Source organism: Streptomyces sp. NPDC091287, from assembly GCF_044768525.1.
GTDB lineage: Bacteria > Actinomycetota > Actinomycetes > Streptomycetales > Streptomycetaceae > Streptomyces.
On record NZ_JBIVUV010000012.1, the window covers coordinates 36888 to 50869 of the forward strand.

Sequence of the window (13982 nt, forward strand, 5' to 3'; positions counted from 1 at the left end):
GGGTGCTTCTCGTGTGCCGCCGGTGCCGCCCTGTGGTGTGCGGCGGTGCGGCTGCTTCCAGCAGTCTGCTCAATCCGACGGGCGTACGGGCGGGAACGCGGCGGTCTCCGTGCGGTGGACGACCGGGGTGCGGTCCGGCGCGATACGGACGACCAGGTGACGGCGGCTGTGGGCGTCGTCGCGGTCGGGCCGGTCCTCGCGCCAGTGGCAGCCGCGGGTCTCCTCGCGGTCCCGGGCGGCGGCGACCAGGACCCGGGAGACCAGGAGCAGGTTGGTGACCTCCCAGGCGTCGACCCCGGGGACGACCGCCTTGGCGTCTCTCGGCCCCTCCGCGTCGGCGGCGGCGTCGCGGTGCAGGGCCTCCAGCTCCTCGGCGGCGGTGGCCAGGCTGTCGGCGGAGCGCAGGACTCCGGCGCCCCGGGTCATGGTGCGCTGGATCGCCGCACGGGCCTCGGGGGCCAGCAGCGGGACGGGGCCGTCGGCGTCCGGGCTCCCGGCCGGTTCGGTGCGGGGCGGGCGGGCCCCGGCGATGTCGGCGGCGATGCGCTCGGCGAAGACCAGGCCCTCCAGGAGGGAGTTGGACGCGAGGCGGTTGGCCCCGTGCACACCGGTGCAGGCGACCTCGCCGCAGGCGTACAGGCCGGGGACGGTGGTGCGGCCCCGCAGGTCGGTGCGGACGCCGCCGGAGGCGTAGTGCGCGGCCGGGGCGACCGGGATCGGCTCGGTCACCGGGTCGATGCCGTGGGACCGGCAGGCGGCCAGGATGGTGGGGAAGCGCTGCTCCCACATCCGCGCCCCGAAGTGCCGGGCGTCGAGATACATGTGCTCGGTGCCGCGGTCGAGCATGCGGCGGGTGATGGCCTTGGCGACGATGTCGCGGGGGGCCAGCTCGGCCAGCTCGTGCTGTCCGAGCATGAAGCGGACGCCGTCGCCGTCGACGAGATGCGCGCCCTCGCCGCGTACGGCTTCGGAGACCAGCGGCTGCTGGCCCTCGGAGTCCGCGCCGAGGAACAGGACGGTCGGGTGGAACTGGACGAACTCCAGGTCGGAGACCTCCGCCCCGGCCCGCAGCGCGAGCGCCACCCCGTCGCCGGTGGAGACGGGGGGGTTGGTGGTGGCGGAGAAGACCTGGCCCATGCCGCCGGTGGCCAGGACGACCGAGGGGGCCCGGACCGCGCCGACGCCGTCGTGCTGGCCCTCGCCCATGACGTGCAGCGAGACGCCCGCCGTACGGCCTTCGGCGTCCGTGAGCAGATCCAGGACCAGGGCGTTCTCGATGGTGTGCAGGGCGGCCTCGCGGACCGCGCCGACCAGGGCGCGGGAGATCTCCGCACCGGTCGCGTCGCCGCCCGCGTGGGCGATGCGGCGGCGGTGGTGGCCGCCCTCGCGGGTCAGCGCGATGTCGCCGCTGTCGGTGGTGTCGAAGTGCGCGCCGGTGTCGATCAGCCGGCGTACGGCGTCGGGGCCCTCGGTGACCAGGGTGCGCACGGCCTCCTCGTCGCAGAGGCCCGCGCCCGCGACGAGGGTGTCGTCGAGGTGCTGCTCGGGGGTGTCGCCCTCGCCGAGTGCGGCGGCGATGCCGCCCTGGGCCCAGCGGGTCGAGCCGTCGTCGAGGCGGGCCTTGGTGACGACGACGGTGTCCAGGCCGGCGGCGGCGCAGCGCAGCGCCGTGGTGAGCCCGGCGACACCGGAGCCGACCACCACGACGTCCGCGTCGATGGCCCAGCCGGGGGCGGGGGCGGTCAGCCGTATTCCGGTCACGTCAGGGCTCCGAAGGTGAGGGGGATGTTGTCGATGAGGCGGGTGTCCCCGACCCGGGCCGCGACGGCGAGGATCGCCTCCCCGCTCTCGCGGTCGTCCGGGATCTCGGTGAAGTCCGCCGGGTCCACCAGGGCGAGATAGTCCAGGGCGAGCGGAATCCGGTCCCGGGCGGCGGCCTCCTCCAGGACCGTCCGCGCGGCGGCCCGGACGGCGGCGGGCGCCCCGTTGGGCCGGGCCAGCGCCACGGCCTGGGCGTCGGCGGCGGCGCGGGCCTCGCCGAGCCGGTTGAGCCCGGCGGCCCGGTCGCCGCCGGGCGCGGTGGCCCGGGCCCGCTCGTGCAGCGCCTGCTGGGCGGCGAGCCGGTCGCGGGCCGCGAACAGGGCGCGGGGCAGGGCGAGCGCGGTGTGCCGCTCCTCGGCGGTCAGGAAGCGGTTGCGGCTGGAGAGCGCGAGGCCGTCCGCGTCCCGGACGGTGGGCACGCCGGTGATGCGGACGCCGAAGTTCAGGTCGCGGACCATGCGGCGGATCAGGGCGAGCTGCTGGGCGTCCTTCTGCCCGTAGAACGCCTCGTCGGGGCGGGTGAGGTGGAGGAGCTTGGCGACGACGGTGAGCATCCCGTCGAAGTGCCCGGGGCGGGCCGCGCCTTCGAGGCGCTCGCCCATGGGGCCGGCGGCGATCCGGACCTGGGGCTCTCCGCCGGGGTAGACCTCGTCCACGCCGGGGGCGAAGACCGCGTCGGCCCCCGCCGCCGCGGCGATCTCCAGGTCGGCGTCCAGGGTGCGCGGATAGCGGTCCAGGTCGGCGGCCTCGCCGAACTGGAGCGGGTTCACGAAGACGGTGGCCACGACCTGGCCGTCCGCGCCGGCCGCCGCGCGGGCGGCCCGGATCAGGGCGGCGTGGCCCTCGTGGAGCGCGCCCATCGTCATGACGACGGCCCGCCCGGCCCCGGCGGGGCGGGACAGCGCGTCCAGCTCGGCGGCGGTGCGCAGGAGGGCGGGCCGGACCGTGCGCGTCATCGGGTCTCCCCCGGTCCCGTACAGCCGGTGATCGGCGCCGGGGCCGGTGCCGTACGGCTGGTGATCGTCCGGCTGGTGATCGTCCGGCTGGTGATCGGCGTCATCGGGTCTCCCCCGGTCCGGGGCCGCCGGGGCGGCGTTCCTGGTCGGCCAGGACGCCGAGGAGGTCCTCGGCCAACTCGGCCTTGAGCAGGCCGTGGGCGAGCGCCCGGTCGGCCGTGGCGCGGGCCATCTCGATGTATCCGGCCACCGCCTGCGGGGCGTGCTCGCGCAGCTCGCCGATGTGGGCGGCGACCGTCCCCGCGTCACCCCGGGCGACCGGGCCGGTCAGCGCGGCGTCGCCGGAGCGCAGGGCGTTGTCCAGGGCCGCGCCGAGCAGCGGGCCGAGCATCCGGTCGGGGGCGGCGACCCCGGCCTTGGCCAGCAGCTCCATCGACTGGGCGACCAGGGTGACCAGGTGGTTCGCGCCGAGGGCGAGGGCCGCGTGGTAGAGCGGGCGGGACTCCTCGGCGATCCACTCGGGCTCGCCGCCCATCTCGATGACCAGGGCCTGGGCGGCGAGCCGCAGCTCCTCGGGGGCGGTGACGCCGAAGGAGCAGCCCGCGAGCCGCTGCACGTCGACGGCGGTGCCGGTGAACGTCATCGCGGGGTGCAGCGCGAGCGGCAGGGCCCCGGCCCGCAGCGCGGGGTCCAGCACCCTCGCCCCGTACCGCCCGGAGGTGTGGACGAGCAGCTGGCCCGGCCGTACGGCGCCGGTCTCGGCGAGGCCCTCGACCAGCGTGGGCAGCACGTCGTCGGGGACGGTCAGCAGCACCAGCTCGGCGCGGGCCAGCACCTCGGCGGGCTCCACCAGGGGCACGTCGGGGAGCAGCTCGGCGGCGCGGCGCCGGGAGGCGTCGGAGACGCCGGACACGGCTACCGGGCGGTGTCCGGCGAGGCGGAGGGACGCGGCGAGGGCGGGTCCGACCCGGCCCGCGCCGACGACGCCGACCGTGAGTCGGGCGGGGCGGTCCCTCGCGTCGAGGGGTTCCTTCGAAACTGGTGAGTTCACGCGGCGATGGCCTTCCGTTCCAGTCCGCGGGGGGTACCGGACGATTTCTCTGCATGCTACGCCAGCGTTTCGGCGAAGCCCTCCAGCCGCCCACAGCCTGTGGATAACTTTCCGGCCCTGACCCCGGACCCAGCTCCGGGCCTGCCCCGGGCCGGACTCCGGGCAGGCGGAAATCGGCGGGCGCGCGGTGGGAGGCCCGGGTGATGATCGTCCCATGGTGACCATGGATGAGCAGGAGCGGCGACGGCGACGGCTGACCGCGTGGCGGGCCTCGCGGCGGACGCTGGCCCGGGTGGGCGCGGACGGCACGCTGGGCGAGCGGCTGGCGGCGCTGGCCGCCGACTCCCCTTCCGTACACGATCCGGAGGACTGGACCGATGTGTACGGGGGCGGGGTCGTCGCCGATCTGGAGCGGCGGGTGGCCGGGCTGCTGGGGATGGAGGCGGCGGCGTTCTTCCCGACCGGGACGATGGCCCAGCAGATCGCACTGCGGTGCTGGGCGGGGCGCACGGGCGACGCGACGGTGGCGCTGCACCCCCTGTCCCACCCGGAGCTGCACGAGGGCGGGGCACTGGGCGCGGTGAGCGGGCTGCGCACGGTGCATCCGACGTCGGAGCCGAGGCTGCCGAACGCCGAGGAGGTCCGGGAGTTCCCCGAGCCGTTCGGGACGCTGATGCTGGAGCTGCCGCTGCGGGACGCCGGGTTCGTACTGCCGTCCTGGGAGGAGCTGACGGCGGTGGTGGAGGCGGCCCGGGAGCGGGACGCGGTGGTCCACTTCGACGGGGCGCGGCTGTGGGAGTGCGCGCCGCACTTCGGGCGGGAGATGTCGGAGATCGCCGCCCTCGCGGACAGCGTGTACGTGTCGTTCTACAAGTCCCTGGACGGGCTGTCGGGCGCGGTGCTGGCGGGCCCCTCGACGCTGGTGGAGGAGGCCCGGGTGTGGCGCCACCGGTACGGGGGGCAGCTCTTCCAGCAGTACCCGGCGGCGCTGTCCGCGCTGCTGGGCCTGGAGCGGGAGCTGCCGAGGCTGCCGGACTACGTGGCGCACGCCAAGGTGGTGGCCGGGGCGCTGGCGGAGGGGTTCGCGGCGTCGGGGGTGCCGTGGTTCCGGGTGCGTCCGGAGCCGCCGCACACCCATCAGTTCCAGGTCTGGCTGCCGTACGGGGCCGATGTGCTGGACGAGGCGTCGGTGCGGCAGGCCGAGGAGACGGGCGTGACGCTGTTCCGGCGCTGGTTCGCGGGATCGGCCGGGACGGGGCTGCCGCCCGGGGTCTCGTGCACCGAGGTGACGGTGGCGGGGGCGGGTCTTGAGTGGTCTGCCGAGGATGTACGGGACGCGGTGGCGGGGTTCGTGGGGTACGTGGCGCGGTAGGGCGGGGGCTGCCCGGCCTCCGGGCCCTGTCGAGTGGCCGGGCCCCGGCCTCGGGGTTCCGTCCTCAAACGCCGGACGGGCTGGGTGTGCCGGGCTCGCTGAGTGTGCCGGGCTCGCCGGGTGTGTGGGGCTCGCTGAGTGTGCCGGGCTCGCTGGGTGTGGCGGGTCTGCGGAGGCGCCGGTACAGGTCGCGCAGGACCGAGCGGTCGTGGCGGCCCGGGGGCGGGGGCGCGGGCTGCGACAGGCGGGCCGCGCGGTGGAGGTCGAGCAGGTGCTGCTGGGTGGCGTTCACGCGGCCCAGCCTGTGCGGGTCACGGCGGCACCGCGCATGGATTGACGGCCCCCGTCAAATGGCACGACGGCCCGCCCGCGTACCCCCACTATGGAGAGGTGAGCGTGCACATAGACATCGCGGGCCTGCCCGCCGACCGCGTCGTTTTCGCGACCTCTCCCCTGGCCGAACTGGGCCTCGCCCTGCACGCGCTCTCCGAGCCCGGACACCATCCGGGGCTGCACGGCTGGGCCACCGCGACCGCGACGGCCCTGGAGCCCGATCTCGCGGACCGGCTGCTGGAGGCGGAGTTCCTCTGGCGGAACACCTTCTCCGACGTGTTCATGCCGTTCGCCGGGATCCGGGGCGGCGACGGCAGGACCGGGGCGACGCTCGCCGAGGACCTGGACCTGCTGGACCGACTGGACGACGAACGGTTCGTCGCCGCGGCCCTGGAGTTCACCTGCGCCAGCCATTACGGGGCCGGGTCGCCGTCACCGCTGAACGACGCGGGGATGCGGGGCCGCGCCCTGGACCTGGCGGCGGCTCGCGGCCCGCAGCAGATGGACTTCACCCGGCGGCTGCTGGCCGACCCCGCCTCCGTACGCGGCTGGGTCCGGCGGCTCTTCGAGGACTGCGACCAGGCGTTCTTCGCCGACACCTGGCGCCGGGTCTCCGTCCAGCTGGTCGCCGACGCCCGGCACAAGACGGAGCTGCTGCGGCGCAAGGGACTGGCCGACGCGGTCGGGGCGGTGTCGGCCGCCGTGACGCTGGACGAGGGCGCGGGCCGGATCAACGTCGACAAGCTCTCCGAGGGCCGGACCACCGCCGTCGACCCGGGCGTCGGCCGGGGCCTGACGCTCATCCCGACCAGCTTCGGCTGGCCGCATCTGATGGTGCTGCACGCCCCGGGCTGGCGGCCGGTGATCCACTACCCGGTCCATCTGCCCGACCTGCCGGCGCCCGCCTCCGTGGAACTGCTCCAACTGCGCCTGGAGGCCCTGGCCCACCCGATGCGGATGCGGCTCTGCCGCAACCTGGCCCGCTCCCCGTACACCACCGGCGAGCTGGCCGACTCCAACGGCATCACCTCCCCCGAGGTCTCCCGCCATCTCTCCATGCTCAAGAAGGCGGGCCTGGTCACGACGCGCCGCCGCGGCCGCTACGTCCTGCACCAGCTGGACCTGACGGTCGTCGCCCGGCTCGGCAGCGACTTCCTGGAGGGCGTCCTGCGCTGAGCCGTCAGGCTCTCAGCCCGCGCCGCCGCCGGCCCGGACCAGGCCGGTCTCGTAGGCGAGGACGACGACCTGGACCCGGTCGCGGAGGTTCAGCTTGGTGAGGATGCGGCCGACGTGCGTCTTGACCGTGGCCTCGGAGAGCACGAGCCGGGCCGCGATCTCCCCGTTCGACAGGCCCTGGGCGACCAGGAGCATGACTTCCCGTTCCCGCTCGGTGAGCTTGCCGACGTGCTTGTTCTTCGGCTCCTTGTCGCCGCTGGGCAGCATCGGCGAGAAGCGGTCGAGCAGCCGGCGGGTGGTCGACGGGGCGACGACCGCGTCGCCGCTGTGCACCGAACGGATCGCGGCGAGCAGCTCGGCCGGCGGCACGTCCTTGAGCATGAAGCCGCTGGCCCCCGCCTTCAGCCCGGAGAACGCGTACTCGTCGAGGTCGAAGGTGGTCAGGATGAGCACCTTCGGCGGGTCCTGCTGCGCACAGATGCGGCGGGTCGCCTCGACGCCGTCCAGCCGGGGCATGCGGACGTCCATCAGCACCACGTCGACGGCGGTGGACCGCAGGATCTCGATCGCCTCCGCCCCGTCCCCGGCCTCGGCCACGACCTCCATGTCGGGCTGGGCCGCGAGCACCATCCGGAAACCGGTCCGCAGCAGCACCTGGTCGTCGACGAGCATCACGCGGATGGCCGGGGTCATGGGGATCGTGTCCTGTCCTGGGGTCGGTCGTGGTGGTCGTGATCGTCGTGGTGGTCGCCGTGGTCGCCGTGGTCGTGAAAGGCAGGTCGACCGGGCGGCGGCGGATCAGCCCGGTGGCTTGAGCGGCAGCAGGGCGCTGATCCGGAATCCGCCGCCGGGCCGGGGCCCCGCGTCCAGAGTGCCGCCGACCATGCCGATCCGCTCCCGCATCCCGATCATCCCGTGCCCGGCGCCGTCCGCGCCGCCGTCCTCGTACAGTTCGTGCGCAGCGCCCCGGCCGTCGTCCTCGATCAGCAGCCCGAGGCCGTCGTCGAAGTAGACCAGCCGGACGCTGGCCCCGGCGTCGGGTCCGCCGTGCTTGCGGGTGTTCGTCAGGGCCTCCTGGACGACCCGGTACGCGGTCAGCTCCACGCCGCTGGGCAGCGGGCGGGGCGTGCCCTCCACCTTGAAGTCGACCACCAGGCCGGTCTGCCGCACCTGCGCGACCAGGTCCTCGATCTGCTCCACATCGGGCTGGGGGACGTACTCCCCGCTCTCCGGGGCGTCACCGGTCCGCAGCACCCCCAGCAGCCGCCGCATCTCCGCGAGTGCCTGGCGGCCGGTGCTGGAGATGGTCTCCAGGGCCTGCTTGGCCTGGTCGGGGGCGGCGTCCATGACATAGGCGGCGCCGTCGGCCTGGACCACCATCACGGACACGTTGTGCGCGACGACGTCGTGCAGCTCGCGGGCGATCCGGGCCCGCTCGGCGGCGACCGCGACCTTGGACTGCGCCTCCCGTTCCCGCTCCAGGCGGGCGGCACGCTCCTCCAGCTGGTCGAAGTAGGCCCGCCGGGTCCGCAGCGAGTCCCCGAGCACCCAGGCCAGCACGAACGGCACGGTCATGATGATCGTCACGAAGACCACCTGGGCCCAGGATCCCCCGGGCTCGGCCTCCCACCGCAGCTGGGACAGGGCCGCCGCGCTCAGGCTGCACACCAGGGCGAGCCGGGACGCCCAGCGCTCGCCGACCGTGGCCACGGTGTAGGTGATCACCAGCATCGCGAAGTTCCCGATGCCCGGCCGGACGTCGAACACCAGCTGCACGACGCCCACCAGGATGGCCAGCAGCAGCATCTTCTCCGGGGCCTTGCGGCGCAGCGCCACCACCGTGGAGAGCCCCAGCATCACCGGAACGGCGACGATCTGCTCGCGCCCCGCGTCGTACATGCCCGACACCATCGACATGCCGGAGAGCCCGAGGAGGAAGACGGCCCAGAAGACGTCGACGCCCGTCGGGTGTCTGCGGATGAAATCGTAGAGGCGCTGCACGTAACCCAGCGTAGGGACAGCGGATCGGTGCCCGGGTCAACCGGAGGGTCGATCCGGGTCCTGGGACCGTACTCCCCAAGGTGGAGACTTGCCTACGTGACGGACGAGTGGCGCGGGTGGCGGGAGGCGGCTCAGGCCGCTCTGTACGGAGATGAGGGCTTTTATCGCAGCCCGCTGCGGAGCCCGGAGGGGCCGGCGGGCCACTTCCGTACGTCGGTCCACGCCTCGCCCCTTTTCGCGGCGGCGGTGGCCCGGCTGCTGACCGGAACGGCGCGGGAGCTGGGCACCGGCACGGTCGCACTGGTCGACGTCGGGGCGGGCCGCGGCGAGCTGCTGACCGGAGTCCTGGCGGCGCTGGCCGCGCTGCCCGGGGGGCCGGACGTGACCGCGTACGCCGTCGAGGTCGCCGCCCGGCCGCCGGGCCTGGACCCCCGGATCGAGTGGTGCGCGGAGCCGCCCGCGGGGGTCACCGGGCTGCTGTTCGCCAACGAGTGGCTGGACAACGTTCCGGCCGAGGTGGCGGAGGCGGACGCGGACGGCGTCCCCCGGTACGTCCAGGTGCGGACCTCGGACGGCGCGGAGCGCCTCGGCGAGGCGGTGAGCGGGGCGGACGCGGCGTGGCTGGAGCGCTGGTGGCCGCTGACCGCGCCGGGCGAACGGGCGGAGATCGGCCGGACCAGGGACGCGGCCTGGGCGCGGGCGGTCGGCTCCCTCACCGCCGGCCTCGCGGTGGCGGTGGACTACGCCCATGTACGGGGCGCCCGGCCGCCCTTCGGGACGCTGACCGGCTTCCGGGGCGGGCGCGAGGTGCGCCCGGTGCCGGACGGCTCCTGCGACCTGACCGCGCACGTGGCGCTGGACGCCTGCGCGGCGGCGGCCGGGCAGGCGGCCGCCGAACTGACCGACCAGCGGGCGGCGCTGCACCGGCTGGGCGTCGGCGGCGACCGGCCGCCGATCGGCCTGGCCGCGACCGATCCGGCGGGCTACGTCACCGCGCTGGCGGCCGCGGGCGAGGCGGCGGAGCTGACGGCCCGCGGCGGCCTCGGCGACTTCGGCTGGCTGCTGCACCGGGTGGGGCCGGTGCGGCCGGATCGCGGGTGACCCCCGCGGCGGGCCGTCGTCAGGGAATACTGTCCCGCATGACGGAGACGACGATCGGCATCGGCGGAGCGGCGGAGAGCACCGACATGGTGCTGAACATCGGTCCCCAGCACCCCTCGACGCACGGGGTCCTCCGGCTGCGGATCGTGCTGGACGGCGAGCGCGTACAGCACGCGGAGCCGGTCATCGGCTATATGCACCGGGGCGCGGAGAAGCTCTTCGAGGCGCGCGACTACCGGCAGATCATCATGCTCGCCAACCGCCACGACTGGCTCTCCGCGTTCTCGAACGAGCTGGGCGTGGTGATGGCCGTCGAGCGGATGCTCGGCATGGAGGTCCCCGAGCGCGCCGTGTGGACGCGGACGCTGCTCGCCGAGCTGAACCGGGTCCTCAACCACCTGATGTTCCTCGGCTCCTACCCCCTCGAACTCGGCGGCATCACCCCGGTCTTCCACGCCTTCCGGGAGCGCGAGGAGCTCCAGGCGGTGATGGAGGAGGTCTCCGGCGGGCGGATGCACTACATGTTCAACCGGGTCGGCGGACTCAAGGAGGACGTCCCGGCGGGCTGGGCCGGCCGCGTCCGCGACGCCGTCGCCTCCGTCCGCTCCCGCATGGACGTGTACGAGAACCTCGTCCTCGGCAACGAGATCTTCCGGGGCCGTACGCGCGACGTGGGCGTGCTGTCCGCCGCGGCGGTGCACGCGTACGGAGTGTCGGGGCCGATCGCCCGCGCCTCGGGCGTCGACTTCGACCTGCGGCGCGACGAGCCCTATCTCGCGTACGGGGAGCTCCAGGACACGCTGAAGGTCGTCACCCGGACCGAGGCCGACTGTCTGGCCCGCTTCGAGTGCCTGCTGGAGCAGACCCTCAACTCCCTGGACCTGGCGGACGCCTGCCTGGACCGGATGGCCCACCTGGCACCGGGGCCGATCAACCAGCGGCTGCCCAAGGTGCTCAAGGCGCCCGAGGGCCACACCTACGCCTGGACGGAGAACCCGCTCGGCGTCAACGGCTACTACCTGGTGTCCAAGGGCGAGAAGACGCCCTACCGGCTGAAGCTGCGCTCGGCCTCGTTCAACAACATCCAGGCGCTCACCGAGCTGCTGCCGGGCACCCTGGTCGCCGACATGGTGGCGATCCTGGGCTCGCTGTTCTTCGTCGTCGGCGACATCGACAAGTAGATCGACGAGCAGTTGGACGAGTGACGAGTATGGGGCCTGAGGCCTGGGGCGTTCTCGGAGCCTCGGGCGCTCAGACCGCGCCGCGCAGTTCCGCCACCTCGATCTGCTCGGTCTCGTCGTGCGCGGTGAGGTCGATGACCTTGCCCACGGCCCGGTTGTCGACGGCTCCCGTGCGGTGGGCGGCGAGCGCCTCCTCGCCGACGACGTCCGCGAGGTCCTCGTTCTGCACGGACTCGATCACGGCGTTGACCTTCTGGGCGTGCTCGGTGTGCTCGGTGTGCTCGGTGCTCTGGGCGTTCTGGGCGTTCTGGGCGCCGAAGAAGTCGAAGTTGCCCTGGGGTGCCAGGTTGCGGCGCGCACCGTACGGGACGACGGCCGAGGCGGCTGGGATCGCGCGCGGCACGGGCACCGGCGCGATGGAGGCCGGGGCCTTCACGCTCGGGAGCGCCGGGGCGGGCAGGGGGGTGGAGGGGCGGCGGTGCTGGTGGTCCCGGTGCTCGCCCGCCCCGGGGGCCGCCGCGTGCTTCCCCTGCGGGCCTTCCCCCTCCGTGTCCTGGTGCCGGTCGTCGACGGCCGCCTGTCGCCGCCGGACCGCCTCCACCGTCCGGCGGGTCTCCTGGAGCGCCGCGTTGCGCGTGAGGTTCATCAGGGCCTCGTCCGCGCGCCGGTACGACTCGGGGGTCGGCGTGGACCGCGCGGGCAGCAGCTCCTTGGGGGCGGCCGCCTCGATGGCGAGCTGCCTGCGGCCCTCCAGCGCGCTGGCCCGCTCGGTCTCGGCGTTGGCGTAGCGGCGCAGCAGTCCGGCGTGCTCCCCGCGCAGCCCCGCGAGCTCGACGCGCTTGCGGCGGAGCTTGGTCTCCAGACGGGTGCGCAGCTCGCGCGACTCCTCCAGATCCTGCTCCAGCTCGGCTATCCGCTCCTCGGCCCGCCATTCGTCACTGGCGCGGGCCCGGGTCAGCTCGGCGACCCGCAGCCCCGCCGCCCGGTCCCAGCTGCGCATCAGATACGCGCCGGTGACGGCGGCGGCCGCCACCGCGGCCACCAGGCCGCGCAGGACCAGGGGTTCGGCCAGGAGCCAGGCGCCGGCGGCACCGACGACCGACACTCCCGCCACCACGGAGGGCGGCAGGATTCTGTGAAGGGGCGGCGAATGGCGGTGGCGTCCACGTGGCATGGCCTGAAATTTACCGTGTGTACGCGCCACTTGGGGGCCGCTCGGCAATCTGTTCCCCGCCGGTTACCTCGCGGCCCCCGAAATGACCCGTAGCCCGAGCCCTACTTCTTGATCAGACCCTTCGACTCCAGATACTCCTTGGCCACGTCGGCGGGCTTCTCGCGCTCGGCGTCGACCTTGCGGTTCAGCTCCGCGAGATCCTCCGTGGTGAGCGCGTCGGTGAGCTTTCCGAGCGCGTCGGCGATCTCCGGGGCGCCCGCGTCCTCGGCATTGAGGACCGGCAGGACGTTGTCGGCGTTCTGCAGCTTCTTGTCGTCCTCCAGGAAGACCAGCCCGTCCAGCACCGCGTCCGTGGTGGTCGTCAGGACCAGCTCGACCTTGCCGTCGCGGACGGCCTGCTTGGACTGCGGGGTGCCGACTCCCTTGGGGTCGATACCGGTGACGTCGATGCCGTACGTCTTCTTCAGACCGGGTGCGCAGAAGGGCCGCACCTCGCACTCGTCGCCCGCCGCGATCTTCACCTTGAGCTTCGACTTTCCCAGATCGGAAAGGGTCGTGAGCTTGTTCTTCTCGGCGAATTCCTTCGAGACCGCGAAGGCGTTCTGGTCGACGGCCTTCCCGGCCGGGAGCACCTTGAGGCCCAGCGGGCCCGCGAGCTTCTCCAGCGCGGCGACCGTGGCGTCGGCGTCTCCGGAGGCGAGGGGGGTGCTCTGGGCCTTCTTCGCCCCGTTCACCTTGGCGTTGAGAAATTCGGTGATCGTCGCGGCGTATTCGGGGACGACGTCGATCTCACCCTTCTCCAGCGAGGGCTCGTACAGCTCGCGGTTCTTCACCGTGGTGATCGAGGTGTCGTACCCGGCGTCGCCGAGGATCTGCGCGTACAGCTCGGCGAGCACCTTGGACTCGGTGAAGGAGGCCGAGCCGACGACGAGGGAGCCCTTCTTGCTGTCGCCGCCCGAGGAGCCGGAGCCCTTCTCCTTCTCCAGGCTGTCGCCGCCGCAGGCCGCCAGCGACCCTGCCAGCGCCACCATGCCGATGACCGCTCCGGCTGTCCGAGAGGTTCTGCTCATGCTCTGTTCTCCGTCCGAACTGAAAAAAGGTGACCAAAGGGATGGATGTTGGGGGGCTGCCAGGCCCGTCACGCGGTCCGGCGGCGGCGCAGCGGTGACAGCAGCCGGTCCAGGCCCACGAGCACCCCTTCCACCAGCAGGGCGAGTCCGGCGACCAGGACGGCGCCCGCGAAGACCTGGGCCGTGTCGTAGGTGTTGAACCCGGCGGTGATGATCCGGCCGAGACCGCCGAGGCCGACCATCGCGGCGATCGACGCGGTGGCGACGACCTGGACGGCGGCGGACCGCAGCCCGGTCATGATCATCGGGTAGGCGAGCGGCAGCTCGACCCGGACGAAGAGCTGCCCGCCCGACATCCCCATGCCGCGCGCGGCCTCCACCACGGCCCGGTCCACCTCCCGCATCCCGACATAGGCGTTGGTCAGCAGCGGCGGCACCGCGAACAGCACCAGCGCGATGATCGTGGGCCAGTAACCCGAGTTGCGCAGGGGCGTGACCATGAACAGGGCGAGCACCGCGAAGACCGGGACGGCCCGCCCCACGTTGGAGATGTTCACCGCGAGCGCACCGCCCCTGCCGATGTGCCCCAGATACAGGGCGAGCGGCAGGGCTATCGCGCAGGCCACCGCGAGGGCGACCCCGCTCACGTACAGATGCTCGCCGAGCCGGTGCGCGGCCCCGCCGTCGCCCGACCAGTTGGCCCCGGTCGTCAGCCAGGTCCAGGCATCACCGATGACTCCCACGGG

Annotated in this window: 13 protein-coding genes; 4 read left to right on the forward strand and 9 right to left on the reverse strand. The window is 73.8% G+C overall.

Going from position 1 to position 13982, the window contains the following annotated elements; genetic code table 11:
* Positions 1-69: 69 nt before the first annotated feature.
* The 3 genes from ACIQRW_RS21045 to ACIQRW_RS21055 all read right to left on the reverse strand — a co-directional run bounded on the left by ACIQRW_RS21045 (position 70) and on the right by ACIQRW_RS21055 (position 3828).
* Positions 70-1761, reverse strand: a complete 1692-nt coding sequence (locus ACIQRW_RS21045; RefSeq protein ID WP_403762401.1) for an L-aspartate oxidase — start codon at positions 1759-1761, stop codon at positions 70-72.
* The gene (gene panC / locus ACIQRW_RS21050; RefSeq protein ID WP_403762403.1) at positions 1758-2777 is read right to left on the reverse strand and encodes a pantoate--beta-alanine ligase; all 1020 of its coding nucleotides are present in this window, start codon (positions 2775-2777) and stop codon (positions 1758-1760) included. The genes ACIQRW_RS21045 and panC overlap by 4 nt, the downstream gene beginning before the upstream one ends.
* Before the next feature lie 100 nt (positions 2778-2877).
* On the reverse strand, positions 2878-3828 hold the full coding sequence (locus ACIQRW_RS21055; protein ID WP_403762406.1) for a Rossmann-like and DUF2520 domain-containing protein: 951 nt from the start codon (positions 3826-3828) through the stop codon (positions 2878-2880).
* 214 nt (positions 3829-4042) lie between these two features.
* Between ACIQRW_RS21055 and ACIQRW_RS21060 the strand changes: the two genes are divergently transcribed.
* Positions 4043-5200, forward strand: a complete 1158-nt coding sequence (locus ACIQRW_RS21060; protein WP_403762409.1) for a threonine aldolase family protein — start codon at positions 4043-4045, stop codon at positions 5198-5200.
* Between the two features lie 64 nt (positions 5201-5264).
* On the opposite strand, the gene ACIQRW_RS21065 is transcribed toward ACIQRW_RS21060, so the two are convergent.
* On the reverse strand, positions 5265-5492 hold the full coding sequence (locus ACIQRW_RS21065) for a hypothetical protein (RefSeq protein ID WP_403762412.1): 228 nt from the start codon (positions 5490-5492) through the stop codon (positions 5265-5267).
* A gap of 104 nt (positions 5493-5596) precedes the next feature.
* Between ACIQRW_RS21065 and ACIQRW_RS21070 the strand changes: the two genes are divergently transcribed.
* Complete coding sequence (locus ACIQRW_RS21070; protein WP_403762963.1) at positions 5597-6709, forward strand: DUF5937 family protein; 1113 nt, start codon at positions 5597-5599, stop codon at positions 6707-6709.
* 12 nt (positions 6710-6721) lie between these two features.
* Here ACIQRW_RS21070 and ACIQRW_RS21075 read toward each other — a convergent pair whose 3' ends face one another.
* Both ACIQRW_RS21075 and ACIQRW_RS21080 read right to left on the reverse strand, forming a co-directional pair.
* The gene (locus ACIQRW_RS21075; protein WP_403762415.1) at positions 6722-7402 is read right to left on the reverse strand and encodes a response regulator; all 681 of its coding nucleotides are present in this window, start codon (positions 7400-7402) and stop codon (positions 6722-6724) included.
* Between the two features lie 105 nt (positions 7403-7507).
* Positions 7508-8710, reverse strand: a complete 1203-nt coding sequence (locus tag ACIQRW_RS21080; RefSeq protein ID WP_403762418.1) for a sensor histidine kinase — start codon at positions 8708-8710, stop codon at positions 7508-7510.
* A gap of 96 nt (positions 8711-8806) precedes the next feature.
* Here ACIQRW_RS21080 and ACIQRW_RS21085 point away from each other — a divergent pair, with 96 nt between their 5' ends.
* Both ACIQRW_RS21085 and ACIQRW_RS21090 read left to right on the forward strand, forming a co-directional pair.
* Positions 8807-9811, forward strand: a complete 1005-nt coding sequence (locus tag ACIQRW_RS21085; RefSeq protein ID WP_403762421.1) for an SAM-dependent methyltransferase — start codon at positions 8807-8809, stop codon at positions 9809-9811.
* Between the two features lie 38 nt (positions 9812-9849).
* Positions 9850-10992 carry an NADH-quinone oxidoreductase subunit D gene (locus ACIQRW_RS21090; RefSeq protein ID WP_403762424.1) on the forward strand — a complete coding sequence of 381 codons (1143 nt, stop codon included), beginning with the start codon at positions 9850-9852 and terminating at the stop codon, positions 10990-10992.
* Between the two features lie 70 nt (positions 10993-11062).
* Here ACIQRW_RS21090 and ACIQRW_RS21095 read toward each other — a convergent pair whose 3' ends face one another.
* The 3 genes from ACIQRW_RS21095 to ACIQRW_RS21105 all read right to left on the reverse strand — a co-directional run bounded on the left by ACIQRW_RS21095 (position 11063) and on the right by ACIQRW_RS21105 (position 13979).
* Positions 11063-12166: a hypothetical protein gene (locus tag ACIQRW_RS21095; protein WP_403762427.1), complete on the reverse strand. Its 1104-nt coding sequence runs from the start codon at positions 12164-12166 to the stop codon at positions 11063-11065.
* A 101-nt stretch (positions 12167-12267) separates the two neighbouring features.
* The gene (locus tag ACIQRW_RS21100; protein WP_403762430.1) at positions 12268-13236 is read right to left on the reverse strand and encodes an ABC transporter substrate-binding protein; all 969 of its coding nucleotides are present in this window, start codon (positions 13234-13236) and stop codon (positions 12268-12270) included.
* 68 nt (positions 13237-13304) lie between these two features.
* Complete coding sequence (locus ACIQRW_RS21105; protein ID WP_056700383.1) at positions 13305-13979, reverse strand: ABC transporter permease; 675 nt, start codon at positions 13977-13979, stop codon at positions 13305-13307.
* Between the last annotated feature and the right edge of the window lie 3 nt (positions 13980-13982).